Here is a 26,173-nt window from a genome sequence, read left to right as displayed (position 1 = left end):
TTCTGCCCCTCAGAGGCGAGCGCAGAAGGCATCGAGCGGCGAAAGCTTCACCACCTTGCCCTCGACCGCCGGGGCATAACCTGGCATCGGCATCGGCTGTGCATCGGCAAAGGCGCCCGTCAGCGGGAAATCCTTGGCCTCGCGGGTCAGGTTGAAGACGAAGAGCAGCCGTTCGCCGCCCTTTTCGCGGATGAAGGCCAGCACGTCGGCCTGCGTGTCGAGGAAGGTCAGATCGCCATCCAGAAGCGCCGCATGCGCCTTGCGGAAGCCGAGCGTGCGGCGATAGTGGTTGAGCACCGAGCCCTCGTCGGCCTCCTGTGCATCGACCGAAAGCGCCATATGCTCCGGTGGCACCGGAAGCCAGGCCTTGGGGCCTTCGCTGAAACCGCCGAGCGGCTTGCCTGCCTCCCACACCATCGGCGTGCGGCATCCGTCCCGGCCCTTGAAGGCCGGCCAGAAACGGATGCCGTAGGGGTCACGCAGATCCTCGAAGGAAAGCTCCGCCTCCGGCAGACCCAGTTCTTCGCCCTGATAGAGGCAGATCGAGCCACGCAGGCTGCTCAGCACGCTGATCGCCAGCCGGGCGATCGCCTCGCGCTCGTCCGGCGTCTCCATGAAGCGGCTGACATGGCGCACGACGTCGTGGTTGGAAAAGGCCCAGCAGACCCAGCCATTGGTGACGATCTCCTGGCACTTGGACACGACGCTTCGAATGTGCTCGGCCGTGAAGCGCGGGCTGAGCAGATCGAAGGTGTAGCACATGTGCAGCTTGTCATTGCCGCTGGTATAGATCGCGAGCGTCGTCAGCGAACGGTCCGCATCGCCCACCTCTCCCACTGTCGTGCGGCAGTCATAGTCGTCGAGCAGCGACCGCAGCCGTTTCAGGAACTCGATGTTCTCCGGCTGGCTCTTGTCATAGAGATGGTTCTGCATCGAATACGGATTGGTGTCGGTTTCCAGCCCCGTCGAATCCGGATCGTAGACCATCGGCGGATTGTTGCGCAGCTGCTTGTCGTGGAAATAGTAGTTCACGGTGTCCAGACGGAAGCCGTGCACGCCGCGATCCAGCCAGAACTTTACCGTGGCCAGCACCGCATCCTGCACATCCGGATTGTGAAAGTTGAGATCCGGCTGCGAGGCGAGGAAATTGTGCATGTAATACTGCTTGCGCACGCCATCCCATTCCCAGCCCGGCCCGCCGAAGATCGACAGCCAGTTGTTGGGCGCCGTGCCATCCGGTTTGGGATCGGCCCAGACATACCAGTCGGCGCGCGGATTCGTGCGGCTGGCGCGGCTTTCCACGAACCATGGATGCCGGTCGGAGGTGTGCGAGATCACCTGGTCGATGATCACCTTGAGGCCGAGCCGCTCGCATTCGGCCATCATCGCATCGAAATCGGCAAGCGTGCCGAACATCGGATCGACATTGCAGTAATCGGAGACGTCATAGCCCATGTCGGCCATCGGCGAGGTGAAGAAGGGCGACAGCCAGATGGCATCGACACCGAGCGAGGCGATGTGCGGCAGGCGCTGGGTGATGCCCCTGATATCGCCAATGCCGTCGCCGGTCGTGTCCTGGAAGGAGCGCGGATAGACCTGATAGATCACCGCGCCGCGCCACCAGTTCGGATCGCCCTTCTGTGCCGTTACCCTTGCCATCTCTGCGTTACTCCCTGTCATTCAAATCACAGCCCAACCTAGTGAGCTGACGTCAAAAGACAAAGGAAGATCATGACAGAAATGCGAGCCGATCACGGAAAATAGCGGGCTTTTGCGCCGGCGCCTTGCCTTGCCCGGCACTTCACCTTATGCCCAGCAGGCAGAGAGACGGAGGGGACGGTCGTTCATGGCAAGGCGCATTCTTTCGATCGGCGAGTGCATGGTGGAACTGTCGCAGGCGGGTCAGGGCCTGCTGCGCAAGGGATTTGCCGGCGACACCTTCAACACCGCCTGGTATCTGCGCGCCGCCCTGCCCGATGACTGGCAGGTGGACTACCTGACCGGCCTCGGCGACGATCCGCTCTCCGACGAGATGCAGGCCTTCATGGAGAAGGCGGGCATCGGCACCGGCTTCATCCGCCGCATCGCCGGCCGCACGCCGGGCCTCTACCTCATCACCCTGAAGGACGGCGAGCGCACCTTCAGCTACTGGCGCGACAGCGCCGCCGCCCGCCTGCTGGCCGACGATGGCGACCATCTGCGTGCAGCGATCGAAAGCGCCGATCTTCTCTATTTTTCGGGCATTACGCTCGCGATCCTCTCGCCGATTGCCTGCGACACGCTGCTCGCCGAACTGCGTCGCGCCCGTGCAAGCGGCAAGACGGTGGCCTTCGATCCGAACATCCGTCCTCGGCTCTGGGCCGACAAGGTGCGCATGCTGGACACGATTAGCGACGGCGCCCGCGCCGCCTCCATCGTGCTGCCGAGTTTCGACGACGAGGCGCAGCATTTCGGCGATGTCAATGTCGCTGCCACCATCGAGCGCTATCAGGCGCTCGGCGCGGAAAAGGTTGTCGTCAAGAACGGTGCGCAGGGCGCGACCGTCGCCGAAGGCGGGCAGACCATCTTCGTGCCGGCCGTGCCGCCGGAACGGCTGGTGGATACAACGAGCGCCGGCGACAGCTTCAACGGCGGCTTCCTTGCCCGCCTGATGCAGGGGGCAACGCTGGCAGAGGCGGCCGCGCATGGCGCTGCCGTCGCCTCCGTCGTGATCGGCCATCACGGTGCGCTGATCGAGCCCGCCCTGTTGCCGGAGTGACGCACAGACGGGGACTAGACGCCCTGCCCCGCCATGCGGGCATCGTCCTGACATCCCCCTGTCACAGAAGTCTTCGATAAGGGCCGGGAAGTCACCTGCGACTGCGCGAGTCGGTTGCGCGATGGCAGAGGGGGCGAGGCCAGCATGACCAGAATCACCATCGTCACCGATGCCTGGTATCCGCAGGTCAACGGTGTCGTGCGGTCGATCGAGAACACCAATCGCGAACTGACGCGGATGGGCATCGAGGTCTCGATGATCACGCCGCAGGATTTTTCCAGCGTCCCCTGCCCCACCTATCCGGAAATCCGCCTGTCGGTGGCAAGCTACAGCGCGGTTGCCCGCGCCATCGAGAAATTCGGCCCGACCTCGGTGCATATCGCAACCGAAGGCCCGCTCGGACTTCTGGCCCGCCGCTGGTGCCTGAAGAACAAGCTGCCTTTCTCGACCAGCTATCACACCCGCTTTCCGGAATATGTCGCCGCGCGCTTTCCCGTGCCGATCCGCTGGCTGCGCGCCTTCGTGCGCTGGTTTCACAATGCCGGCAATGGCTGCATGGTGGCAACCGCCAGCCTGGAACGCGAACTGTCGAAGCTCGGCCTGAAGAACCTGCTGCGCTGGAGCCGCGGCATCGACCAGACGCTGTTTCACCCGCGCCCGCTGGAAGACAATCCCTTCGGCCTGCCCCGCCCGATCTTCATGACGGTAAGCCGCATTGCGGTGGAAAAGAACCTGCCGGCCTTTCTCGATCTCGATCTGCCGGGTTCGAAAGTGGTGGTGGGCGACGGGCCGGAACGGGCCGAGTTGCAGCGCCGCTATCCGCACGTGCTGTTTACCGGCATGAAGACCGGCGAGGATCTGGCGCGCGCCTATGCCCAGGCCGACGTGTTCGTCTTCCCGTCGAAGACCGACACCTTCGGCAACACCATTCTGGAAGCCTTGGCAAGCGGTGTGCCCGTCGCCGCCTTCCCCGTCACCGGTCCTGTGGACATTCTCGAGGATGGCGCTGGCGCTGGCGCGCTGAACGAGGACCTGCGCCAGGCCTGTCTCGATGCGCTTTCCTGCCCGCGCGACAATGCCCGCCGGCTTGCCCGCAACTTCACCTGGGAAGCGGCCTCGAAACAGTTCCTCAACAATGTGCTGATCGCGCAGGGGCGCAAGGCGCTGCCCGGCCGCAAGGGAAGCTTTCGCGCGCTGACCTCCTGAGACCGGCCCAGCGGACCGGTCGTCGGGACCACAGGGATCAGCGCTTCTTGCGTCTGTTCTCGTAGGGGTTTTCCGCCGCCTTGAAATGGATGCGGATCGGAACGCCCGGCATCTGGAAATCGGCGCGCAAGCCGTTGATCAGATAGCGGACATAGCTTTCCGGCAGCGCATCGGAGCGCGTGCAGGAAATCATGAAGGCCGGCGGGCGCGCCTTGACCTGCGTCATGTATTTCAGGCGGATGCGGCGGCCGGAGACGGCCGGTGGCGGATGCTGCACCTGCTGTGCTTCCAGCCAGCGGTTCAGCTTGGCCGTGGAGATGCGCTTGTTCCACACCTTGTCGGTGTCGACGATGTTCTGCATCAGCTTGTCGAGGCTGTAGCCCGTCTGGCCGGAGATCGGGACGGCGCGAATGCCGCGCGCCTGCGGCAGCAGCCGTTCGGTCTTTTCGCGCAGATCCGCCAGAACTGCCTGCGGCTCTTCCACCAGATCCCACTTGTTGAAGGCAAGCACCGCGGCGCGGCCCTCGCGCAGCACCAGATCGACGATCTGCAGGTCCTGCTTCTCGAAGGGAATGGTGGCATCGAAGACGATGACCACGGTTTCGGCAAAGCGGATGGCGCGCAGCGTATCGGCCACCGACAGCTTTTCCAGCTTTTCCTGCACGCGCGCCTTGCGGCGCATGCCGGCGGTATCGAACATCTTGATCATGCGGCCGCGCCATTCCCACTCCACCGAGATGGAATCGCGGGTGATGCCGGCTTCCGGGCCGGTCAGCAGGCGGTCCTCGCCGAGAAAGCGGTTGATGAGCGTGGACTTGCCTGCATTCGGGCGGCCGACGATTGCGACGCGCAGCGGCTTCGTCTCGTCATAGAGGGGCTCGATCTCCTCGTCCTCGCCGCCCTCGATCTCGGCCGCGCTGACATCGACATCGGTGACGGCAACGTCATCCTCGTCGTCACCGAAGGCGCGTTCGGGACCGATCGCCTCGACGATCGCGTCGCGCAGGTCGATCATGCCCTGGCCGTGTTCGGCCGAGATCGGCACCGGTTCGCCGAGTCCCAGCGTGTAGGCATCGTAGAAACCGCCATCGGAACCGCGCGCTTCCGACTTGTTGGCGACCAGCACCACCGGCTTGCCGCGCCGGCGCAGCATTTCCGCCAGCGTCTGGTCGACGGGAGTGAGCCCCATCTTGGCATCCACGACGAAGAGCGACAGATCCGCCTCGTCGATCGCCATCTCCGTCTGGGCGCGCATGCGGCCTTCAAGCGTTTCGGGATCGGCCTCTTCCAGGCCGGCGGTATCGATGATGCGGAAGCGCAGGTCGACCAGCTTGGCATCGCCCGGCCGACGGTCACGCGTCACGCCCGGCGTATCGTCCACCAGCGCGAGCTTCTTGCCCACCAGACGGTTGAACAGCGTGGACTTGCCGACATTGGGACGCCCGACAATGGCGACAGTGAAGCTCATGGGATCTGGTGCCTTTCTGGCCTTCTCGTTCCAGAGCATCATGCGAAAACGGCAGGATGCTCCGGTTTTTGGTCACGCATCGGACCGAAGACCAGTCTCCGGTCTTTGGTCAGATGCTCTAAATTACGGTGCCTTGCCGGATGCGGCAATGGTATCGAGCATGATCTGCGCGCGGTTGGCGACATTGCGGGGCGCCGTCGCATCGCCGGCGATATCCTGGAACCACTGCTTGGCCTTGGCCATGTCACCGGCCTTGTAGGCGGCAAGACCCAGCGCCTCGCGGGCGGAATTGCGCAGCGCATTGCCCGGAACCGCCATCACCTCGACCTCTGCCGAAACCTGGTCATAGGTGCCGGTATCGATCAGCAGGAAGGCGGCGCGCAGCTTGGCGACATCGCGCATGACTTCCGGAACCGCCTTGTCCTTGGAGACGTCATTGAAGGCCGCAACCGCAGCAGCGACATCGCCCTTCTGGGCGAGAAGCGTCGCGGCCCGCATACGCGCCAGCACCGGATATGCACCGCTGCCATCGGCCTCAAGCGTCTTGAGGGCGGCGAGCGCCTCGTCCGGCTTATCCTTTGCAAGGTTCAAGGCCGCCAGGAACTGGTCGCCATAGATCGAGGCATTGTGCGAGTGCCAGTATTCATAACCGCGATAGGCCGCCGTGCCGACAACGATCAGCGCGGCCCCGCCGATGATGAAGTAGCGAAACCTGCGCCAGACGCCGCTGATCTGCTCGGAACGCAGTTCCTCATTCACCTCGCGGATAAAGCTGTCGTTATCATGTACCATGCCAAACTCCGGCCAGAAGGCGGCCCCTTGCCTCGAAAGCCTGCCTTCTAACCTATTTTGACCGGGATGTAAGGGGGTGAGTTGCGACGGCTTGGCCGTCAAATCGATCCAGTGGATCGATTTGAGCAACGAACGCCTCGAGCCACAGCGAGAGGCCGGGCCGCGGCCCTTCGCATCGCATGCCCCGGCTTTGCCGCATTCCGTCGCGACAAGGCCCCGACACACACTCAGATCGACAGGATCCGTCTTGCGTTGCATTCCTGCCCTCGTTGCCGCTCTTCTCTGCTGTAGTGCATCCGCAGAGGCCGAGGAGAAGCCGAAGCAACTGCTGCTGATCTCCTTCGATGGCGCAGGCAGCAATGCGCTCTGGGCGAGGAGCCGCCAGATTGCGCAGAATGCCCATGCCCGCTTCACCTATTTTCTGTCCTGTACGCTGGTGATCGAGCGGGCGCGGGCGAAAACCTATCAGGCCCCGAACCAGAAAGCCGGCCGTTCCAATATCGGCTTTGCCCAGACACGCGAGGAGGCGCTGACCCGGCTCGACCACATCTGGCAGGCGCATCAGGAAGGCCACGAAATCGCCAGCCACACCTGCGGCCATTTCGACGGCCGCGACTGGACGGAGAGCGACTGGCGCACGGAGATGCAGAGCTTTCGCCGGGTGCTGACGAATGCCTGGGCCGACCTTGGCGCAGAGGGCAGCGAGCCGGCGGGCTGGCGGACCTTCGTTTCCGACATCAAGGGGTTTCGCGCGCCCTATCTCTCGACGTCAGAACCGCTCAATGCGGCAGAGCATGCCGAAGGGTTCACCTATGACGGCAGCGGCATCGGCAAGGGGCCGGTGCTGCCGGAGAGCCGCGACGGCGTGCTGAACTTCGGCCTGCCGCTGATCCCGGAAGGGCCTGACAATCGCAAGATCATCGCGATGGACTACAACCTCTTCATCCGTCATTCCGCCGGCATCGAGAACCCCAGCCGCGCGCCGGAATTCCAGGAGCGTGCCTATGCCGCCTTCCGCGCCGCCTTCGACCGGCAGTATGCGGGCGAGCGCATTCCGCTGCAGGTCGGCTTTCACTTCGTGGAGATGAATGGCGGCGCCTACTGGCGGGCCATGGAGCGGCTGGTAACCGATGTCTGCGGCCTGCCGGATGTCGGCTGCGTGACCTATGGCGAGGCGATTGCGGCGCTGAAGGATCGGCCGCCTTCGAAGCCGGAGGCCGATTCCGGCCTCTGATCGTCTCACACGGCATTACAGGACAAAGGCCGCAGCGGAAGGCGTCCGCTGGGGCCTTTGTCTGTTTGGGATCAATCCCCTTTTCAGTAGGGCTTGTCGGCTGCCAGTTCGCCGCCCTCGGCCTCGCGCTCCAGATAGCGCTGGTCGATCTCCGGCAGCGGCTGGCCGTCGATGGCCGCCTCGAAGGCCTTCAGGCGCTTGTGGATCGACAGAAGCTCGATGATCGTCGACCAGTAGCTGACGAGATACTGGAAACTGTCGCTCACCTGACCGAAGGCGGTCGCCACCTGCTGCCACAGGCCCATGGTCAGCTTGCCGGCCACGAAGGTGGGGATCAGGATGGTGGTGAGGAAGATCGCGTCCAGCTGGCCATAGGTGTAGCGGGCCACGTTGAAATAGAGATAGTGCCAGTACATGCGGAAGTAGTTGCGGCGCACATTGCCGAACAGCTCGCCGACCGTCACGGGATCGGCGCGGTCCGGATTGTCCTCGCCATAGACGAGTTCCTTGCGGAAGGCCGCTTCGACGCGCTGGTTGCGGAACTGCAGGCCGGGCAGCTTGATGCCGGCAAAGGCCAGAAGCGCGGTGCCGAACAGCGACCAGCCGATGGCCAGCCAGAACAGCGCATGCGGCACGGCCCCGATGATCGGCAGGTCGCCGATATTGTCGGACATGCGAAACAGCAGCGGCAGGAAGACGACGAGCGTCATCACCGAGTTGATCAGCGTGACGCCCAGCCCTTCGAGAATATTGGCGAAGCGCATCGTATCTTCCTGGATACGCTGCGAGGCACCTTCGATGTGGCGCAGCCTGTCCCACTTGGACAGGTAGTAGTCGTTCATCGCCTGGCGCCAGCGGAACACATAGTGGTTGGTGAAGAAGGCCGTGACAACGTTGAGAACGATGCTGAGCACGCCGATTTCAAGGAAGCGCAGCTGATATTCGTAGAGCAGGCTCGTCGTGACGCCCGGCTCCTTCGACATCGCCTTCTGGATGAGATCCCAGAACGGCCCGCGCCAGTTGTTGACGGCCACCGAAATCTGCACCGCGAAATAGGCGATGAACACGATGAAGGCGGAACCCCAGATCGACCAGTTCGACCAGCGATGATGGCGCTCGATCAGCTTCCAGGTGCCACCGAAGATCAGCACGAAGACCGTGAAATAGATGTAGAACCAGAGATTGTCCGTGGTGAAGAAGAAGGCAAGCCCGATCGGCGGCTTTTCCCCGGCCGGCAGTGGCGGAAGGCCGATGGCGGTGCCGATCTGCGGCCCAACGGTGTACCACACCACGATGCAGACCAGCGACCAGAGCGCGGCGGAGGTGAAAAACAGTTTGGGCCGTGGAAAGAATGAATGGAACACGGAAGGCGGTTTCCCTTGCTGCGATGCGGCGCCGAAAGCGGCGCGTGTGGGCGGCGAAGGTAAGCTAGTTGGCAGGGGGCGGCAATGCCCATCCGGTTTGCCTTAAGCAATTGTAATATTGTCCAATAGATCTGCTGGACAAAACTGTCCCGGACGGCGCGGCGGCGTGATCGGCATAGAAGAACAGAAATACCAGCGCCGATGTAACGGGAAATTAACCGACTCATTGTCAGGTATGATAACTGCCCGGGACCGCCTATGGTCCACGTCGCCTGATGATCAGGCCCCTGTTGCGCAATGTTGCCCGAACAATTTCAGTGCCCGCTCCTGCCTTGCAAACCTCAAGGCCGGGTCATGGGACATGAGGTATTTCCTTGTTTCTATTAAAGCACGTGACAATTCGCACCAAGATCGTGTCGCTCGTTGCCGTGATCGGCCTGCTCGGACTGGTCGGCATCGGAGTCATGGGCGGCGGCTTCCGGGACACGGTCGCGACCTATGACGATTTTGTCTCCACCGATACCTTCGCCGCCGTGGAAGTGGCGCGCATCTCCACCGCAATGGTGGCGGCCCAGACTGCGGCCTACCAGGTGGCGATGTTCGATCCCGCCATCGAGCAGCGGCTCCAGCCGCTGAAGTCCTTTCAGGACGAAGAGGCGCTGATGGCCCGCCGCTTCGAGATGGCCAAATCGCTGACGCCGGAATATGCGGCCGATCTCGACCGCTTCGCCGAGCGTGCACGCGGGCTGCTGGCGGAATTCCGCCGCGCCATCCGCGCGGACGCGGAGGGGCATTCGCAGGAAGCAGAAGCCATTCTTGCGACCGTCGATCCCCAGGTGATTGCCTGGCGCGCGGATATCCGCGACTGGAACAGTCAGCGCATCGATGGCCTGAAGAAGGAATCCCAGGCCATGCAGCGGAATGCCCATGCGACGATCCGCTATGTGCTGATCACCGGCGGCCTTCTGTTTGCCGGCGTCTTCGTCTTGTCGCTGCTGGTTGCGTCGCACGGCGTGATACGCCCAATCAAGACGCTCTCGGCGCGCATGACCGCGCTTGCTGCCGGCGAGACGCGACAGGAGGTCGATGGCATTGACCGACGTGACGAAATTGGAGCCATGGCCCAGGCGGTGGCGGTGTTCCGCGACAATGCGATTGCACGCACCCGTTTGGAGGAGGAGGCAGAGGCCAATCGCAGCCTGTCCGAGCAGGAACGCCTGCAGCGCGAGGCAGAGGCGGCCCGCGCCACTGGCGATGTGCGCCATGCAGTCGACAACCTCGCCGATGCGCTTTCGCGGTTGGCCGATGGAGACGTCTCGCATCGCATCGCTACCCCCTTTACCGAAAGCCTCGACCAGGTTCGCCACGACTTCAACCAGTCGGCCGAAAAGCTGCAGGCGGCATTGCTGGCCGTATCCCGGAACGCGCAGGGCATCGATGCCGGCGCCAACGAGATCAAGTCGGCGGCCAATGACCTTGCCAAGCGCACCGAACAGCAGGCGGCAGCCGTGGAGGAAACAGCGGCGGCGCTGGAGGAAATCACCACGACGGTGAAGGATTCCACCCGTCGTGCGCAGGAGGCCGGCCAACTGGTGGCCCGCACCCGCGCCAGCGCCGAACAGTCCGGCGAGATCGTGCGTCAGGCCATTGCGGCCATGGGCAAGATCGAGAGTTCCTCGGGCGAGATCGGCAACATCATCGGCGTCATCGACGAAATCGCCTTCCAGACCAACCTGCTGGCACTGAATGCCGGCGTCGAAGCGGCACGCGCCGGCGAAGCTGGCAAGGGTTTTGCGGTCGTGGCGCAGGAGGTGCGTGAACTCGCACAGCGCTCCGCCACCGCCGCCAAGGAAATCAAGAACCTGATTTCCGCCTCCAACGGCCAGGTACGCGAAGGCGTGCAGCTGGTCGGTGATACCGGCCGGGCGCTGGAAAGCATCGTGGCGGAGGTGCGCGAGATCAACCAGCATGTCAGCGCCATCGTGGAGGCGGCGCAGGAACAGTCCTCCGGCCTGCAGCAGATCAACACGGCCGTCAACCAGATGGATCAGGACACCCAGAAGAACGCCGCGATGGTGGAAGAGACCACGGCGGCCAGCCATGGCCTTGCCCGCGAGGTGGCAGCCCTGAACCAGTTGCTGTCGCAGTTCAGGCTTGCGGAGGCCGCTGTGCGAAACGAGCCGGGCCGGCCCGTCGCGGCACCGGCCGTGGCAACCCAGCCGGTGCGGTCACCGGCCCGCGCGCTGGGCCGCAAGCTCGCCGCAGCCTTTTCCGCCAATGCCGCCCGCGCACAGGCGACAGAGAACTGGTCAGAATTCTGATCAGGCTCTGAGACCCGATCCCAGGCAAGGCGCGGGCACATCCCCGCCTTGCCTCATTGCAAGTTAAGGCTACCGGCCATCTGCGGAGATCATGTCGGTGCTGTGCGGCCAAGCACCGGGCGCAGGCAGATCGCTGCCACCACAAGGACGACGGCGGCCATGACGGAGGCGAGGGTGAAGTTTCCACTTGCCTGTGTGGCCCAGCCCGCGACCAGCGGTCCGACAATCTGCCCCGTGCCGAAGGCCGCCGTCATCATGGCAAGCGCCCGCCGCTGGCTTGCCGGGGTCAGAGCACGGGCAAGCTGAAGTCCATACGCCGTGACCGTCATGAAGGTGAGGCCGAGAAGAAGGCCACCCAGAAGAGCGCCGATGACGGGCGGCATCAGCACGGAGGCCAGGACACCGCAGGCCTCAAGCAGAAGGCAGAGCAGCGTGCTCCATCCAAGCCCGATGCGGGCGGAAAACGGCCGCCAGAGGAACAGCGACACACAGGCCGCAAGCCCGGTGACAAGCCAGGCCCCCGCCTCCACCGCCGGCCCGGCGGCCGCCATCCGCACGATGGCCACGAGGAATGTGGCGGTCACCACATAACCGAAGCCGAACAGACCATAGGAGAGCGTCAGCAGCACAAGCGGACGTGTCCAGCGCATCGGCGGCTCGGCCTCCGCCTTTCGACCAGCCGGCGGGCGCGGCAACTGGTGCGCCACATACATGAGCCCGACGAGGACGATCGCCGCGGCAACGATCCAGTCCATCCGCCATCCATGCGCCGCATCCCCGGCTGCGCGATGCACAAGGAAGGCGACGACCGAAGACAGGGCAATGCCCGCGCCGACACCGCCGAAATGGATGGCCTGCACCCCATCGCGGCCAAGCGCGTGCGGCAGCACGATGGAGGTGGTGAAGATCATCGCAAAGGCACTGGCGAGACCTGCAAGGCTCCGGATGAGGATGAAGAGCGGCAGGCTTTCGGTCAGCGCCATGGCCAGAAGCAAAAGCGCCGTGGCCAGAAGACCGCCGAGGGCCAGGCCCCGCTCCCGTCCCGCCGCCCAGGACTGGCTGGCGAGCAAAGCGCCGGCGAGATAACCGGCAAAATTGCCAGCCGCAATCAGCCCCGCTTCAGAGGCCGACAGCGGCACGCCGCTCATCATGCCGGGCAGCACCGGCGTGAAGAAGAAACGTCCAAAGCCCATGGCCGCCGCCATGGCAACAGCCCCGGCAAAGCCGATGCGCAAGGGCGAGGACGTGGGCAAAATCCGAGACATGCTCCCTTCGTCGCAGCAAAGCGGGGCCGGCACAATGCAGGATTTGTCAAGGAACCCATCAGAACTTGTGATGCAGGCGTTGCGTTCGGCAGACGTAATCAGACCCCCTATTGTCTCACCTCGGCTCACAATCCTGCCGCCTTGCGCAGCGCCTCGGTCATCCGGCTGCGCCAATCCCTGCCCTGGGCCTGAAAACGCTGCAACACCTCCGGCTCGATACGGATGGTCACGGCCACCTTCGGCGCTTCCACCGGCGGGCGGCCGCGTCCGCGGCGGGCAATTTCCCGATCAATGCTCGCGGCCACGTCCGGAAAAACCTCGGCGAAAGAACGTGCCTCAGCCATCTCCGCCTCGCTTGCCTCCGGCGCATCCGGATCGGAGGCGATCATCCGCTGGATCTCGGCTTCCTCGTCCTGCGTCAGCGGACGCCCGGCTAAAAACTTGGCCGTCATAGCACTCTCCGTTCCCTAATACTTGCGGGCCGCATCGAGATCACTGACAAGGCTTCGGCTCCGACTGGGCGAAACACCACCGCAATGATGATACGACCATAAAACGCGCCGATCGCCATGAAGCGCCCCGACTTTGCGGGAATGACAACGCAGGCGGCAAAAAACTCGATTGTCAGATCGGCAAAGTCCAGACCGTGCGTATCAAGATTGGACAGCCGCTTGCCTTCGTCATAGATGATTTTCATCGAAATTTCCGTACACGGAAAATCTAGCGCACACTGATATAAAAGTACACTTTAATTGCGCGCAAAAAGCCAGCGCGACGATGGGCGGAAAGTCCGCCGCGCCGCCCACACATCGAACTTATCGATCGACGAACAGACCCTACTCCGCAAGCGTGAGAATCAGCGGGCCGTTGCGGGTCACCACGATGGTGTGTTCGAACTGCACGGTCGGAGCGCGTGGATCGCTGTAGAGCGTCCAGGGATCACCATTGCCGCCGTCCTCGGCCCATTCGCCGCCGAGCGACAGGAAGGGCTCCACGGTGAAGACGAGGCCCTCCTCCATGATGCGGCTCTCATCCGCATCCGGCCAGGTCGGCACCTCGGTCGGCTCCTCGTGCAGGGAGCGACCGATGCCGTGGCTGGCGAGATTGGTGATCAGCGTATAGCGGTTCTTCTTGGCGAAAACGCCGATGGCATTGCCGATGCCGGCGATCGGCTTGCCGGTTTTCACCTGCTGCAGCCCGGTCCACAGCGCCCGGCGCCCATCGCGCAGCAGTTTTTCCACCTCGCGCGTCACCGGCGGCACGGCAAACGAGGCGCCGGTGTCGCCGAAGAAGCCGTCCTTGACGGCCGACACATCGATGTTCACGAGGTCGCCCGCCGCAATCACCCGGCTGCCCGGAATGCCGTGGGCCACTTCCTCGTTGACGCTGATGCAGGTGGCGCCCGGGAACTGGTAGCAGAATTCCGGCGCCGACTGGGCGCCGTTCTCCTCCAGCACCCTACGGCCGATCTCATCGAGTTCGAGCGTGGTGATCCCCGGTTCCAGCGCCTTTGCCATCACCTCGACGGCCTGGGCGCAGATGCGCCCGATGGCCTTCAGCTTCTGAAGTTCGTCGTCCGAGGTGATGATCATGGGCAGAAATCCGGCTGGTCGTTTTCAGGCGGCCGGTTTCGCGCCATCCTTCGCAGGCGTCAACGCTTTTCTGACGAGCGGTGCGACGCGGGTGCCGAAAAGCTCGATGCCGCGCATGATCTGGTCATGCGGCATCAGGCCGATCGCCATCTGGATCAGCAGGCGGTCATTGCCAAACACCTTGTGGGCCGCGACGATCTTTTCCGCCACCGTTTCCGGATCGCCGACGAAGAGATTGCCGGGGGCCGAGCGGGCACGGTCGAACTGGGCACGGTTGGTGGGCGGCCAGCCACGCTCGCGTCCCAGCCGGTCCATCACCGCCGCCTGCGGGCCGTAGAACTGGTCCGCGGCCTTGTCGGTCGTATCGGCAACGAAACCGTGCACATTGATGCTGGTCTTCAGCGTCTTCGGATCGTGGCCGGAGCGGCGGGCGGCCTCGCGGTAGAGATCGAAGAAAGGCGCAAAGCGGGCGTAATCGCCGCCGATGATGGCGACCGCCAGCGGCAGCCCCAGCGCGCCGGCGCGCGCCACCGATTGCGGCGTGCCACCGACGGCAATCCACACCGGCAGCTTGTCCTGCAGCGGGCGCGGATAGACGCCGCGACGGTTGATCGGCGCGCGCAGCTCACCCTCCCACTCGACGATCTCGTTGTCGCGCAGCGTCAGCAGAAGGTCGAGCTTTTCCGAAAACAGCCGGTCGTAATCGTTGAGGTCGTAGCCGAACAGCGGGTAGGACTCGATGAAGGAACCGCGACCGGCCATGATTTCCGCACGGCCGCCGGAGAGAAGATCGACGGTGGAAAACTGCTGGAAGACGCGGATCGGATCATCCGAACTCAGCACCGAAACGGCGCTCGTCAGGCGGATGTTCTTCGTCTTTACCGCCGCCGCCGCCAGCACCGTGGAAGGCGAGGACACGGCATAATCCGGCCGGTGATGCTCGCCGAGACCGAACACATCGAGGCCCACTTGGTCGGCCAGCTCGATCTCCTCCAGAAGATGCTGCAGGCGCGTGGCGGCATCCTGTCCGCGGCTGCCGCTTGCAATGTTCGGATCGACATCCGCAAAGGTGTAAAGGCCAAGTTCCATGACGATCCTTCCGTGTGGTTCAAGCCCGCTAGATAGGGAGGTAAAGGTCCGCGATAAACAGGAAAGTTTCGAAGGGGTTGTTCGAAAAACTGGATAATGGCCGATCGCTAATATGAATCCGTTGCCTGACACTTACACTGATCCGCTGATGATGCAGATCAGCCCCACACAGGAAAGGGCAAAAATACCCTGAAATTAAAGGGGAAATGGATTCAATCTATCAGCAAATGCGACTATCCCTCCCAAAAGATTCAGGGTTTTCGCGCCACCCGCCACCTGGGATGCCTGCCTGCCTCCCCTTCCCCGCCGCCCTCTGGCGCATCGACGGGAGAGCGCTATAGTCCGCCGGCATTTGCCACAGGAGGACCCCCATGGCCGATCTTTCCGCCTTCCCCATCACCCGCCGCTGGCCCGCCGCCAATCCCGACATCCTGCAACTGTATTCGACCCCGACGCCGAACGGCGTGAAGGTTTCGATCATGCTGGAGGAAACCGGGCTCGCCTATGAGCCGCATTTCATCAATATCGGCCAGAACGAAACCTGGGGCGAGGAATTTCTCTCGCTGAACCCGAACGGCAAGATCCCGGCCATCCTCGATCCGAACGGCCCGGACGGCACGCCGCTGGCGCTGTTCGAATCCGGCGCGATCCTGATCTATCTGGCGGAGAAGACCGGGCAGTTCCTGCCGAAGGACGCCGCCGCCCGCTACGAGACGATCCAGTGGGTGATGTTCCAGATGGGCGGCATCGGCCCGATGTTCGGCCAGCTCGGCTTCTTCCACAAGTTCGCCGGCAAGGAGATCGAGGACAAGCGCCCGCGTGACCGCTACCTCAACGAGACCAAGCGCCTGCTCGGCGTGCTCGACCAGCGGCTGGATCGCCGTGCCTTCATGATGGGCGATGCGGTGACGATCGCCGATTTCGCGATCGTCGGCTGGATCCGCTCGCTGATCGGCTTCTATGAAGCGCGCGATCTCGTCGAATACGATAGCCGCCCCCACCTTTCCGCCTGGTTCGACCGGATGATGGCGCGGCCCGGCGTGCAGCGCGGCGTGGAAATCCCGGCGCGGCCCTGAGCCTGCCCCGCACGACACCGACACATCAACCCTTTGTGAGCCTGGGCCGCCAAGGGTTGATCCCCGCCTTAACCTTTCGGTAACTCTCTGCCAGAACAATCGCGCGCTGTCGCACCCGTCGCCGTTTCGCGCACGGGATGTATCCACCCGCCATGATCAGGAGAGCCCGATGTCCCGCAAGACATGCGCCCTAGCCGTTTCCGCCGTCCTCGTATCCGCTGCCACCGCCGGCGCGCAGCCGACCCGCATCAACCAGTTCGAGGCCTGGGGCGTCTACGCGCATGGCAATGGCAGCAACCGAAGCTGCTATGTTCTGTCGGTCCCGGTCGCCCAGCAGCCGGCCGGCGTGAACCACGGCGAGAACTATTTTCTGATCGCACCGCAATCCGGCCCCTCACCGCTGATGCCGCAGGCCATCATGGGCTATACGCTGAAGGCGGATTCCCGCATCACGCTGACCATCGGCAATGACAGTTTCACGCTGGTGCCGAAGGACAATGCCGCCTGGGTGCGCGATCCCGCCCGCGAGCCGGCGCTCGTCACCGCCATGCGCGGCGGCGCCGAGATGACGCTGAAGGCCACCTCCGCCCGCGGCACCAGCACTGCCTATACCTATTCGCTGAAGGGGGTTTCGGCCGCCCTGCAGGCGCTTCGCAACTGCCGCTGAGACGGCGATACAAACCATTGCCAGCCAAGCCCCTTTGGGCATAACCTCCCTTGTGGCGCCGCAACATGGCGGCCCTGCAAGGGAGGAAAAAACATGGCAAGAACCGTCGTCGTCACCGGCTCCACCAGCGGCATCGGGCTCGGCATTGCCCGCGCCTTTGCCGCCGATGGCGCCAATGTGGTGATCAACGGCTTCGGGAAACCGGACGAGATCGAGGCGGCCCGCGCCGATCTGGACAGCCTCGGCGACGGCAAAGTGCTCTATCACGGCGCCGACATGACGAAGCCCGACGAGATCGCCGACCTGATTGCGCTCGCCGAAAAGAGCTTCGGCACAGTCGATGTGCTCGTCAACAATGCCGGCATCCAGCATGTGGCAAAGATCGAGGATTTCCCGACGGAAAAATGGGATCAGCTGATCGCCATCCTGCTCTCGTCGGCCTTTCACACCATGCGCAACACCATTCCGCTGATGAAGAAGGCAGGCCATGGCCGCATCATCAACGTGGCCTCTGCGCATGCGCTTGTTGCATCGCCCTTCAAATCGGCTTATGTCGCTGCAAAGCATGGGGTCTTGGGTCTGACCAAGACGGCCGCACTGGAATTGGCCGAATTCGGCATTACGGTGAACGCCATCTGCCCCGGCTACGTGTTGACGCCGCTCGTGGAACGACAGATCCCCGACACAGCGCGCGAACGTGGCATCTCGGAAGAGGCGGTCAAGACGGAGGTCATGCTCCGCCTGCAGGCGACGAAGGAGTTCGTCTCCATCGAGGAAGTTGCCGCCACCGCCCTCTTCCTCGCCAGCGACGCAGCACGACAGATCACCGGAACACATATCTCCATCGATGGCGGCTGGACCGCTCAATAATGGTCACAAGGGAACACGCATGACATCAGCCATCCGCTTTGTCCTCAACGGTGAAGAGGTTTCCCTCGGCGACTTCGCTCCCACGGAAACGCTCCTGGATTATCTGAGGCTGAGACGGCGGCTGACCGGCAGCAAGGAAGGCTGTGCGGAAGGCGATTGCGGCGCCTGCACGGTGCTCGTCGGTCGCCTGATCGGCGGCGCGCTGCGCTATGAAAGCGTCAATGCCTGCATCCGCTTCGTCGGATCGCTGCACGGCACGCATGTGGTGACGGTGGAGCATCTGGCGGCCAGGGACGGCCGCCTCCACCCCGTCCAGCAGGCCATGGTCGACTGTCACGGCTCGCAATGCGGCTTCTGCACGCCGGGCTTCGTTATGTCCCTCTACGGGCTGTGGATGGCCAACGAAAATCCGAGCCGCGCCGAGATCGAGATCGCGCTGCAGGGCAATCTCTGTCGCTGCACCGGTTACGAGCCGATCGTGAAGGCCGCCGAACAGGTGGCGGCCGCCAGACCCAGTGCCCTGTTCGACCCGATCGAGCGCGACCGCGCCGAGATCATGGCAAAGCTCTGGACCATCCGCACCTCCTCCGACACGATCCGGGTTGAAAAGGACAACCGTCAGGCCATCATTCCCGGCACGCTGCAGGCGCTGGCGGAGGTGCTGTCCGATAATCCCGGCGCGACCATCGTCGCCGGCGCTACCGATGTCGGCCTCTGGGTCACCAAGCAGATGCGGCCGATCAATCCCGTCGTGTTCATCAACCATCTGACCGACCTGCAGACCATCACCGAGGACGAGACGGGCCTCGTGATCGGCGCCGGCGTCACCTATGCCCAGGCATTCGAGGTGCTGGAGGCCTATCATCCGGCGCTTGGCCGACTGATCGACCGTATCGGCGGCCAGCAGGTGCGCAACATGGGCACGATCGGCGGCAATATCGCCAACGGCTCGCCGATCGGCGACACGCCACCGGCGCTGATCGCGCTCGGTGCCACCGTCACGCTGCGTTCGACCGCCGGCAGCCGCACGTTGCCGCTCGAGGACTTCTTCATCGACTATGGCAGGCAGGACCGCCAGCCCGGCGAATTCGTGGAAAAGCTGACGCTGCCGCCGCCGGATGACGAAGCCTTCTACGCCGTCTACAAGATTTCGAAGCGCCGCGACGAGGATATCTCCGCCCTTTGCGGCGCCTTCTACCTGACACTCGATGGCGAAGGCTGCGTCGACACCTGCCGCATCGCTTTCGGCGGCATGGCGGGCATACCGAAGCGCGCCAAGGCCGTGGAGGAGGCCCTGACCGGCCGGCCCTGGAGCTGGAACACGGTGGCCTCCGTGCGCGACGCCTTCGACGAGGACTACCAGCCGCTGACCGACTGGCGCGCCACCGCCGAATACCGCGCCATCACGGCCAGAAACCTGCTGACCCGCTTCTTCCTGGAAACCGCCGGCCAGAGCCAGGAGCTGGCACGCTTCGAGCCCGAGGAGGCGTGAGGGATGATGATCTATATTGAAGGTCTGAAGAAGAAAAACCCCTCCCCAACCCCTCCCCACAAGAGGGAGGGGCTCAATCTACCGCATCCTCAGCGTTCACATTTGGCGAAAGCATTGCCGCGAGTCCTCTCCCCCCTTGTGGGGGAGATGGCGGTAGCCAGAGGGGGTCTTTTCCTGGCCGGACAGCGTCATCGCCGCCAGCCGGTTGCTAAACATGTCGTCATCGAAGGAGCCCGCTGATGGACAACACCACCTTCGAAGCCAAGGGCACGATCACCGGCCCCATGCACGCCTCGCTCAAGCACGATTCCGCGCACAAGCATGTCACCGGCAGCGCCGAATATATCGATGACATGCCGGAGCCCGCCGGCACGCTGCATGCGGCCCTTGGCCTCTCCGAGCGCGCCCATGCCGACATTCTTGCCATCGATCTCTCGGCCGTGAAGGCGGCGCCGGGCGTGGTGGCGGTGATCACGGCGGACGACATTCCGGGCGTCAACGACGTCTCCTCGAACGGCAGCCATGACGAGCCGCTGCTCGCCACCACCAAGGTCGAGTTCCACGGCCAGCCGATCTTCGTCGTGATCGGCGAGACGCGAGACCAGGCCCGCCGCGCGGCGCGTCTGGCAAGGATCGACTACCGGGACCTGCCGCACTGGACCGATATCGACGGCGCGCTGGAAAACGGCGCGCCTCTGGTCGTCAGCCCGATGACGCTGAAGCGCGGCGAACCGGAAACCGAAATGGGCAATGCCCCGCGCCGCCTGACGGGCCAGATGTATATCGGCGGGCAGGAGCATTTTTATCTGGAGAGCCAGATCGCGCTTGCCATTCCGGGTGAGGATGAGGACGTCACCGTCTGGTCCTCGACCCAGCATCCGACGGAAGTGCAGCACATGGTGGCGCATGTTTTGGCCTGCGCCAGCCACGCCGTCACCGTCAACACCCGCCGCATGGGCGGCGGCTTTGGCGGCAAGGAAACGCAGGGCGCGCATTTCGCCTGTCTCGCCGCGGTCGCCGCCAAGAAGCTGAACCGCGCCGTCAAATTCCGCCCCGACCGCGACGAAGACATGATGGTGACCGGCAAGCGGCATGATTTCCGCGTCGATTACGAACTGGGCTTCGATGACGAGGGCCGCATCCATGCGGTGGATGCCACTTTCGCCGCCCGCTGCGGCTTCTCCTCCGATCTCTCCGGCCCGGTGACGGACCGTGCGCTGTTCCATGCGGATTCCAGCTATTTCTATCCGCATGTGCACCTGACCTCGAAGCCGTTGAAGACGCATACCTGCTCCAACACCGCCTTTCGCGGTTTCGGCGGTCCGCAGGGCATGGTTGGCGGCGAACGCTTCATCGAGGAAATCGCCTATGCGGTCGGCAAGGACCCGCTCGATATCCGCAAGCTGAATTTCTACGGAGAGCCCGGCTCCGGCCGCACGCTGACGCCCTACCACCAGGAGGTGGAGGACAATATCCTGCTGCGGCTGGTGGAGGAACTGGAGACCTCCAGCGATTACCGCGCCCGGCGTCAGGCGATCATGGAGTTTAATGCCAACAGCCCCGTCATCCGCAAGGGCATCGCCCTGACACCCGTCAAATTCGGCATCTCCTTCACCATGACCGCCTTCAACCAGGCGGGTGCCTTGGTGCATGTCTATTCCGACGGTTCGATACACCTGAACCATGGTGGCACCGAAATGGGCCAGGGCCTGTATACCAAGGTGGCGCAGGTGGTGGCGGATACCTTCCAGGTGGATATCGAGCGTGTGAAGATCACCGCGACCTCCACCGGCAAGGTGCCGAACACCTCTGCCACCGCTGCCTCCTCCGGCTCGGATCTGAACGGCATGGCGGCTTACGATGCCGCCCGCCAGATCAAGGAGCGGCTGATCGAGTTTGCCTGCCGCAAATGGCAGGTGGCGGCTTCGGATGTAGAATTCCTGCCAAACCGGGTGCGGGTCGGCACGGACACGCTGACCTTCGACGCGCTGGTGAAGGCCGCCTATTTCGACCGCGTGCAGCTTTCCGCCGCCGGCTTCTACAAGACGCCGAAAATCCACTGGGACCGCGCCGCCGGCCGCGGCCGGCCCTTCTATTACTTCGCCTATGGCGCCGCCTGCTCGGAAGTCTCGATCGATACGCTGACCGGCGAATATCTGGTGGACCGCACGGACATTCTGCATGATGTCGGCCGCTCGCTGAACCCGGTCATCGACATCGGCCAGGTGGAAGGCGCTTTCGTGCAGGGCATGGGCTGGCTGACGACGGAGGAACTCTGGTGGGATGGCAAGGGGCGCCTGCGCACGCACGCCCCCTCCACCTACAAGATCCCGCTCGCCTCCGACCGGCCGAAGATCTTCAACGTGAAGCTCGCCGAATGGTCGGAGAACCGCGAACAGACCATCGGCCGTTCCAAGGCCGTCGGCGAGCCGCCCTTCATGCTGGGCATCTCCGTGCTGGAAGCTCTCTCCATGGCGGTCGCCTCGATTGCCGACTACACGGTGTGCCCGCGCCTCGACGCGCCCGCGACGCCGGAGCGCGTGCTGATGGCGGTGGAGCGGTTGAAGGCGATGTGATGCCATGCATTGACCGCCTCGCATCAGGCATCCACAACGCCAGTCCCTGTACGATAGGAGCACGCCTGACGAAAATGCCTGCGGGTTTATCGACCGGGGCGCATTCCCCCTCATCCGCCCTTCGGGCACCTTCTCCCCGCTGGGGAGAAGAGGAAGAGTCGCAGCGCTCGCGGTTCCCCTCTCCCCTCGGGGAGAGGTCCGCCGAGCAAAGCGGAGGCGGGGTGAGGGGGCGAACCCGAACCAGAACAACCTTTTGGAACATTCAACCTCCGGGCACACTTCCAATGCGGAGCATGTCCGGCAGGACAGAGGGGGGTGCCACAGGGCACACTGCCAACCATCACGCGGGCAACCGCAAAGGACAGGTCTCAAACCCGCGAGGCCGGTCATGAACGCCCTCTCCGCCTTCCTTGCCCATAATGCAGACTGCGTCCTCGTCACCGTCACCGAGGCAAAGGGTTCGACGCCGCGGGAGGAAGGGGCATTCATGCTGGTGTCCGCCACCGCATGCTTCGGCACCATCGGTGGCGGGCAGCTGGAATTCATGGCGATCGAGAATGCCCGCGCCCTGCTCGGCGGCAAAGGCAAGACCGAGATGGACGTGCCGCTCGGTCCGGACATCGGCCAGTGCTGCGGCGGGCGCACGCGCCTTGCCTTCCAGACGGTCACGCCGGACGTGGCGGCAGCGCTCATTGCCCGCATGACGGCGGAAAGCGAGAGCTTTGCTCACGTTGTGCTGTTCGGCGCCGGCCATGTGGGCCAGGCGCTGGCCCTGGCGCTTGCACCGCTGCCGTTGCGGGTCAGCGTCGTCGAAACGCGGCCCGAGGCGCTGGCGGGGCTGCCGGAGGGTATTGCGGCCCGCGCGGTCGCCCTGCCGGAAGCGGTGGTCGACACCCTGCCCGCCGGCAGCGCAGTGGTGATTCTTACCCATGACCATGCGCTGGATTTTCTCATTGCCCGCGCGGCCCTGGCCCGAGGCGATCTCGCCTATGTCGGCATGATCGGTTCGGCGACCAAGCGCGCCACTTTCCGCCACTGGCTGGCGCGGGAAACGGACGGCACTGTATCCATTGACCGTCTGGTGCTGCCGATCGGCGGAACGGCGGTACGCGACAAGCGCCCGGCGGTCATCGCAGCGCTGGTCGCCGCCGAACTCATCACCGTGCTAGCCGGCTCTGGCGCATTAACCACCACGCACGGCGGCAAAAGCTGACGCTCCTGCGAGGGATCTTGCCGGCAAGATGGCGGAGGACCGCGCCCGACACGGCGTCCGCTCGGTTTCGTTGAATGCGGCATTTTACAGGGAGCGGCGTTGCCAGACATCACGCGCCGCATCGAAGGCTGTCGGCAATGGGCGACGGCTGCGATCGCTGCGTCCATCCTGCATGCCGATATCTGCCTTGAGCCGGTCAGGCATGACTTCAGCATCAAGCCTGTTGCTGCATCTGCTGGCATCGCGTCTCCTGGAAAGCCGCATCAGGCGCGCAAGAAAGGCAGCGCACTCGTCCAGAAACCCCGTGGTAATCATCTGTAATCTTTGCATGTTGCGTTCCTTCCCGAGGAAGTATCTAATCGCAGCATGCAGGGATTTTGCGGGGCAATCCAATCGAAGCTTCGTCTGCATGGATGAAGAGGCCTGATGCATGAAGATGTCAAAGCAGTTTCCGCTGAATGCCCTGCGGGTGTTCGAGGCGGTGTCGCGCCATCTGAGCTTCACCAAGGCGGGTGAGGAACTCGGCCTGACGCAGACGGCGGTCAGCTATCAGGTGAAGCTGCTGGAAGACATGCTGGGGGAAGCACTGTTCCTGCGCCAGCCGCGCAGGATCCATTTGACGGAGGCCGGCAGCCGGCTGGCGCCCAAGGTGTCGGAGGGGTTCGAACTGCTCCGCGCCGCCGTCAACGAGATGCAGGGCGTGGCCGAGGGAACCCTGATCATCCACTCCACCCACACCTTTGCCAGCCACTGGCTGGCGCGTCATCTCGGCATCTTCCAGCTCGACAATCCGACCATTGCGGTCCGGCTGGAAACCTCGCAGCAGGTGATCGATTTCAGCAAGACGGAAGCGGATGTGGCCATCCGCGTCGGCACCGGCGAATGGCCGGGCCTGAAATCGCATTTCGTCCTGCGCAACCATTTTACCCCGATGCTGAGCCCGACGCTGGCCGAGACCATCGGCGGCGTGCGCGAACCGCTGGACCTTGTGAAGCTCAAGATCATCGATCCGAGCGATCCCTGGTGGCGCATCTGGTTTACGGCGGCCGGTCACCCGGATGCGCCGCTGGAAAGCACCTCGCGCAGCCGCCTCGGCTCACAGGCCGTGGAGGCCGCCGCCGCGATCGCCGGCCATGGGGTAGCGATCCTGCGGCCGGATTTCTATCAGGACGACGTGGCGATGGGCCGCCTGATCCAGCCCTTCCCTCTCACCTGCGAGGACGGCTCGCATTACTGGCTGGCCTATCCCGAAACCCGCCGCCACGTGGGCAAGATCCGCGCCTTCCGGGAGTTCCTCAAGAAGACGCTGCCGAGTTTCGATACGAATCCGACCGGCAAGACCGGTTGACTCAAAGCGGCGGCAGCCTTGCCGTGCGGATGCGCTCCCACACATCGTCCAGACGAGCGGGCGGCCCAGCCGGTGATGCAAGAACATCCCTCCGCAGCGCGTCCGGCATATCCTTCACATGCGGCGTCGCGGGCCGCCCCTGGCGCAAAAGCCGCCGCTTCACCCAGCACCAGAACATGTTTGTGTTCCGGGCAGAACCAGTGGTCCAGACCGCCATGATGGCCTCCGTCATCTGTTGATTTTTTTGTCGTTTCCGGATCGACAAATGCGCCGGTTTGCGGCGAGATACCAATTCAATCTGACGAGCGATCCAGAAAGAGAACTTATCGATGAAACTGTCGCGCCAATTGCCGCTGAATGCGCTGCGCGTCTTCGAGACGGTTGCGCGACTTCGCAGTTTCACCAAGGCCGGCGAGGAACTGGGCATGACGCAGACGGCCGTCAGCTATCAGGTCAAGCTGCTGGAGGAACATGTCGGCGAGATGCTGTTTCTGCGCCAGGCACGGCGCATCGAGCTGACATCGACGGGCGACCGGATGCTGCCCAAGGTCACGGAAGCATTCGGTCTCCTGACCGAGGCGGTGACCGAGGCTCGCGGCCAGGATGCCGGCATCCTGACCATTCATTCCACACCCACTTTCGCGTCCCATTGGCTCGCCCGCCATATCGGCGCATTCCAGGTGCAGCATCCGGGCTTGGCCATTCGTATTCTCCGCATGAACAGATCGGCCGACTTCTTCAGCGACCACGCCGATATTTCCATTCTGCGCAGTGAAGCACCGCCGCCCAACATGGAAAGCCAGGAACTGTTCCGTCTCAATTTCGCGCCGATGCTCAACCCGAAGCTGGCCGAAACAATCGGCGGCGTGACGACCCCGTCGGATCTTCTGAAACTGCCGCTGATCGGCGCCAGCAGCAAATGGTGGGGAATCTGGTTTCAGTCGAACGGCATCGACACACCCCTGCCCGGCACGATCACGATCGATGCCGACGGTGCGCTGGATCTGGAAGGCAGCGCCGCCGTTGCCGGTCACGGCGTGGCGCTGCTGAGCCCGTTTCTTCACCAGGAAGAACTGGAGGCCGGCCGCCTGATGATGCCCTTCGACGTCTTCAAGAAGGACGACCGGAGCTATTGGCTGATCTCCCCGAAAAGCCGCCGCCAATCGGTCAAAGTGCTGGCCTTCCGCCAGTGGCTGCTGAAGGCCCTGCCGCCCCAGATCTTAGCTCCGTCTGGCGCCGCTCAGTAACTCATGTCGGGCGCGTAGAAGCAGCGCAGCGTATCTTCGTTCGGATACAGACAGAGGTGATATTCCGCATCCTGACTGCGCCGCGCCTGACTCTGCGGCACCTTGAAGTCATGCGAGCGGGTCACCAGCCGGTGGTCGCCCGGCTTCAGCATGACCTCGTAGCCGCCCGCGATGACCTTGACGTTGCGCGTCGAGATCATCTGGCAGTCGCCGGTATGATTGTTTCCATTGCAGCAATAGGCTTCGTACTGCCAGCCCGACTGCGCCTCGTGAGCATTGAGGGCAGCGGGAAACGCAAACGCATACGCAATCATCGCAATCGTCAGAATGCTTCGCATGAGCTTCTTCTCCGTTGATGAATGCCTTCACCCCGGTGAACCCGCAGTACTCGCCTTCACCGGCTGTCTTGCGTCTGTCATATTAGCGGAACGCCATAATTCGGCGACGGCAATTTTTCGCGATGCACAAATGGGGATGGGAGACAGCCTCGCGCCAGTCTGGAGACGGCGCCGCTTTCCCGCTTCGGCGTGCTGCGGCGCACCCTTTTTTCTTTTCTTCGCTGCAAATTTTTCGCAATGTGCCGAGTCGGGGAACG

24 protein-coding genes are annotated in these 26,173 nt (G+C 63.6%); 13 read left to right on the top strand and 11 right to left on the bottom strand.

The features are described 5' to 3' along the window. Positions 1-9: 9 nt before the first annotated feature. Positions 10-1,659 (bottom strand): beta-galactosidase BglA, encoded by a 1,650-nt coding sequence (gene bglA / locus FNA46_RS07310; RefSeq protein ID WP_143124464.1) that lies wholly within the window; start codon positions 1,657-1,659, stop codon positions 10-12. Positions 1,660-1,846: 187 nt separating this feature from the next. Here bglA and FNA46_RS07305 point away from each other — a divergent pair, with 187 nt between their 5' ends. Together FNA46_RS07305 and FNA46_RS07300 are read left to right on the top strand one after the other, a co-directional pair. Next, positions 1,847-2,758 carry a sugar kinase gene (locus tag FNA46_RS07305; RefSeq protein ID WP_143124463.1) on the top strand — a complete coding sequence of 304 codons (912 nt, stop codon included), beginning with the start codon at positions 1,847-1,849 and terminating at the stop codon, positions 2,756-2,758. A 144-nt stretch (positions 2,759-2,902) separates the two neighbouring features. Then, positions 2,903-3,964: a glycosyltransferase family 4 protein gene (locus FNA46_RS07300; RefSeq protein ID WP_143124462.1), complete on the top strand. Its 1,062-nt coding sequence runs from the start codon at positions 2,903-2,905 to the stop codon at positions 3,962-3,964. 37 nt (positions 3,965-4,001) lie between these two features. On the opposite strand, the gene der is transcribed toward FNA46_RS07300, so the two are convergent. Then, the gene (der, locus tag FNA46_RS07295; RefSeq protein ID WP_143124461.1) at positions 4,002-5,432 is read right to left on the bottom strand and encodes a ribosome biogenesis GTPase Der; all 1,431 of its coding nucleotides are present in this window, start codon (positions 5,430-5,432) and stop codon (positions 4,002-4,004) included. 123 nt (positions 5,433-5,555) lie between these two features. Continuing rightward, complete coding sequence (locus tag FNA46_RS07290; RefSeq protein ID WP_143124460.1) at positions 5,556-6,224, bottom strand: tetratricopeptide repeat protein; 669 nt, start codon at positions 6,222-6,224, stop codon at positions 5,556-5,558. Between the two features lie 247 nt (positions 6,225-6,471). Between FNA46_RS07290 and FNA46_RS07285 the strand changes: the two genes are divergently transcribed. Beyond that, the gene (locus FNA46_RS07285; RefSeq protein WP_143124459.1) at positions 6,472-7,458 is read left to right on the top strand and encodes a polysaccharide deacetylase family protein; all 987 of its coding nucleotides are present in this window, start codon (positions 6,472-6,474) and stop codon (positions 7,456-7,458) included. Positions 7,459-7,541: 83 nt separating this feature from the next. Here FNA46_RS07285 and sbmA read toward each other — a convergent pair whose 3' ends face one another. After that, positions 7,542-8,822: a peptide antibiotic transporter SbmA gene (sbmA, locus tag FNA46_RS07280; protein WP_143124458.1), complete on the bottom strand. Its 1,281-nt coding sequence runs from the start codon at positions 8,820-8,822 to the stop codon at positions 7,542-7,544. A 374-nt stretch (positions 8,823-9,196) separates the two neighbouring features. Here sbmA and FNA46_RS07275 point away from each other — a divergent pair, with 374 nt between their 5' ends. Next, entirely contained in the window at positions 9,197-11,143 is a 1,947-nt protein-coding gene (locus FNA46_RS07275; protein ID WP_143124457.1) for a methyl-accepting chemotaxis protein, read from the top strand. 89 nt (positions 11,144-11,232) lie between these two features. Here the strand turns inward: FNA46_RS07275 and FNA46_RS07270 are convergent, their stop codons facing one another. The 5 genes from FNA46_RS07270 to FNA46_RS07250 form a co-directional block, all read right to left on the bottom strand. Continuing rightward, positions 11,233-12,408: a YbfB/YjiJ family MFS transporter gene (locus FNA46_RS07270; protein ID WP_143124456.1), complete on the bottom strand. Its 1,176-nt coding sequence runs from the start codon at positions 12,406-12,408 to the stop codon at positions 11,233-11,235. Between the two features lie 125 nt (positions 12,409-12,533). Continuing rightward, positions 12,534-12,860, bottom strand: a complete 327-nt coding sequence (locus FNA46_RS07265) for a BrnA antitoxin family protein (protein WP_143124455.1) — start codon at positions 12,858-12,860, stop codon at positions 12,534-12,536. Next, on the bottom strand, positions 12,857-13,105 hold the full coding sequence (locus FNA46_RS07260; RefSeq protein ID WP_143124454.1) for a BrnT family toxin: 249 nt from the start codon (positions 13,103-13,105) through the stop codon (positions 12,857-12,859). The genes FNA46_RS07265 and FNA46_RS07260 overlap by 4 nt, the downstream gene beginning before the upstream one ends. A 139-nt stretch (positions 13,106-13,244) precedes the next feature. Further along, a complete protein-coding gene (map, locus tag FNA46_RS07255; RefSeq protein ID WP_143124453.1) occupies positions 13,245-14,000 on the bottom strand; it encodes a type I methionyl aminopeptidase in 756 nt (251 codons plus the stop codon). Between the two features lie 24 nt (positions 14,001-14,024). Further along, positions 14,025-15,089 (bottom strand): LLM class flavin-dependent oxidoreductase, encoded by a 1,065-nt coding sequence (locus FNA46_RS07250; RefSeq protein WP_143124452.1) that lies wholly within the window; start codon positions 15,087-15,089, stop codon positions 14,025-14,027. Between the two features lie 371 nt (positions 15,090-15,460). Between FNA46_RS07250 and FNA46_RS07245 the strand changes: the two genes are divergently transcribed. The 7 genes from FNA46_RS07245 (at position 15,461) to xdhC (ending at position 22,983) form a co-directional block, all read left to right on the top strand. Continuing rightward, a complete protein-coding gene (locus FNA46_RS07245) occupies positions 15,461-16,165 on the top strand; it encodes a glutathione binding-like protein (RefSeq protein ID WP_143124451.1) in 705 nt (234 codons plus the stop codon). A 169-nt stretch (positions 16,166-16,334) separates the two neighbouring features. Next, positions 16,335-16,832: an invasion associated locus B family protein gene (locus tag FNA46_RS07240; protein WP_143124450.1), complete on the top strand. Its 498-nt coding sequence runs from the start codon at positions 16,335-16,337 to the stop codon at positions 16,830-16,832. Between the two features lie 93 nt (positions 16,833-16,925). Then, positions 16,926-17,702, top strand: coding sequence for a 3-hydroxybutyrate dehydrogenase (locus FNA46_RS07235; RefSeq protein WP_143124449.1), 777 nt, complete (start codon positions 16,926-16,928; stop codon positions 17,700-17,702). 19 nt (positions 17,703-17,721) lie between these two features. Next, entirely contained in the window at positions 17,722-19,194 is a 1,473-nt protein-coding gene (xdhA, locus tag FNA46_RS07230) for a xanthine dehydrogenase small subunit (protein ID WP_143124448.1), read from the top strand. 3 nt (positions 19,195-19,197) lie between these two features. After that, positions 19,198-19,434 (top strand): hypothetical protein, encoded by a 237-nt coding sequence (locus tag FNA46_RS07225; protein ID WP_143124447.1) that lies wholly within the window; start codon positions 19,198-19,200, stop codon positions 19,432-19,434. Continuing rightward, a complete protein-coding gene (gene xdhB / locus FNA46_RS07220; protein WP_143124446.1) occupies positions 19,434-21,770 on the top strand; it encodes a xanthine dehydrogenase molybdopterin binding subunit in 2,337 nt (778 codons plus the stop codon). The genes FNA46_RS07225 and xdhB overlap by 1 nt, the downstream gene beginning before the upstream one ends. Before the next feature lie 388 nt (positions 21,771-22,158). Next, positions 22,159-22,983 carry a xanthine dehydrogenase accessory protein XdhC gene (xdhC, locus tag FNA46_RS07215; protein WP_143124445.1) on the top strand — a complete coding sequence of 275 codons (825 nt, stop codon included), beginning with the start codon at positions 22,159-22,161 and terminating at the stop codon, positions 22,981-22,983. A gap of 84 nt (positions 22,984-23,067) precedes the next feature. On the opposite strand, the gene FNA46_RS07210 is transcribed toward xdhC, so the two are convergent. Next, positions 23,068-23,394 carry a hypothetical protein gene (locus FNA46_RS07210; protein ID WP_143124444.1) on the bottom strand — a complete coding sequence of 109 codons (327 nt, stop codon included), beginning with the start codon at positions 23,392-23,394 and terminating at the stop codon, positions 23,068-23,070. Between the two features lie 19 nt (positions 23,395-23,413). Here FNA46_RS07210 and FNA46_RS07205 point away from each other — a divergent pair, with 19 nt between their 5' ends. Together FNA46_RS07205 and FNA46_RS07195 are read left to right on the top strand one after the other, a co-directional pair. Further along, complete coding sequence (locus tag FNA46_RS07205; protein WP_143124443.1) at positions 23,414-24,331, top strand: LysR substrate-binding domain-containing protein; 918 nt, start codon at positions 23,414-23,416, stop codon at positions 24,329-24,331. A 329-nt stretch (positions 24,332-24,660) separates the two neighbouring features. Beyond that, positions 24,661-25,578 (top strand): LysR substrate-binding domain-containing protein, encoded by a 918-nt coding sequence (locus FNA46_RS07195; RefSeq protein ID WP_143124441.1) that lies wholly within the window; start codon positions 24,661-24,663, stop codon positions 25,576-25,578. On the opposite strand, the gene FNA46_RS07190 is transcribed toward FNA46_RS07195, so the two are convergent. Next, on the bottom strand, positions 25,572-25,916 hold the full coding sequence (locus FNA46_RS07190) for a hypothetical protein (protein WP_143124440.1): 345 nt from the start codon (positions 25,914-25,916) through the stop codon (positions 25,572-25,574). The genes FNA46_RS07195 and FNA46_RS07190 overlap by 7 nt on opposite strands. Positions 25,917-26,173: the final 257 nt, after the last annotated feature.

It is taken from the genome of Affinirhizobium straminoryzae, assembly GCF_007004135.1.
Lineage (GTDB): Bacteria > Pseudomonadota > Alphaproteobacteria > Rhizobiales > Rhizobiaceae > Neorhizobium > Neorhizobium straminoryzae.
This window is presented reverse-complemented; position numbering and strand designations above follow the sequence as displayed.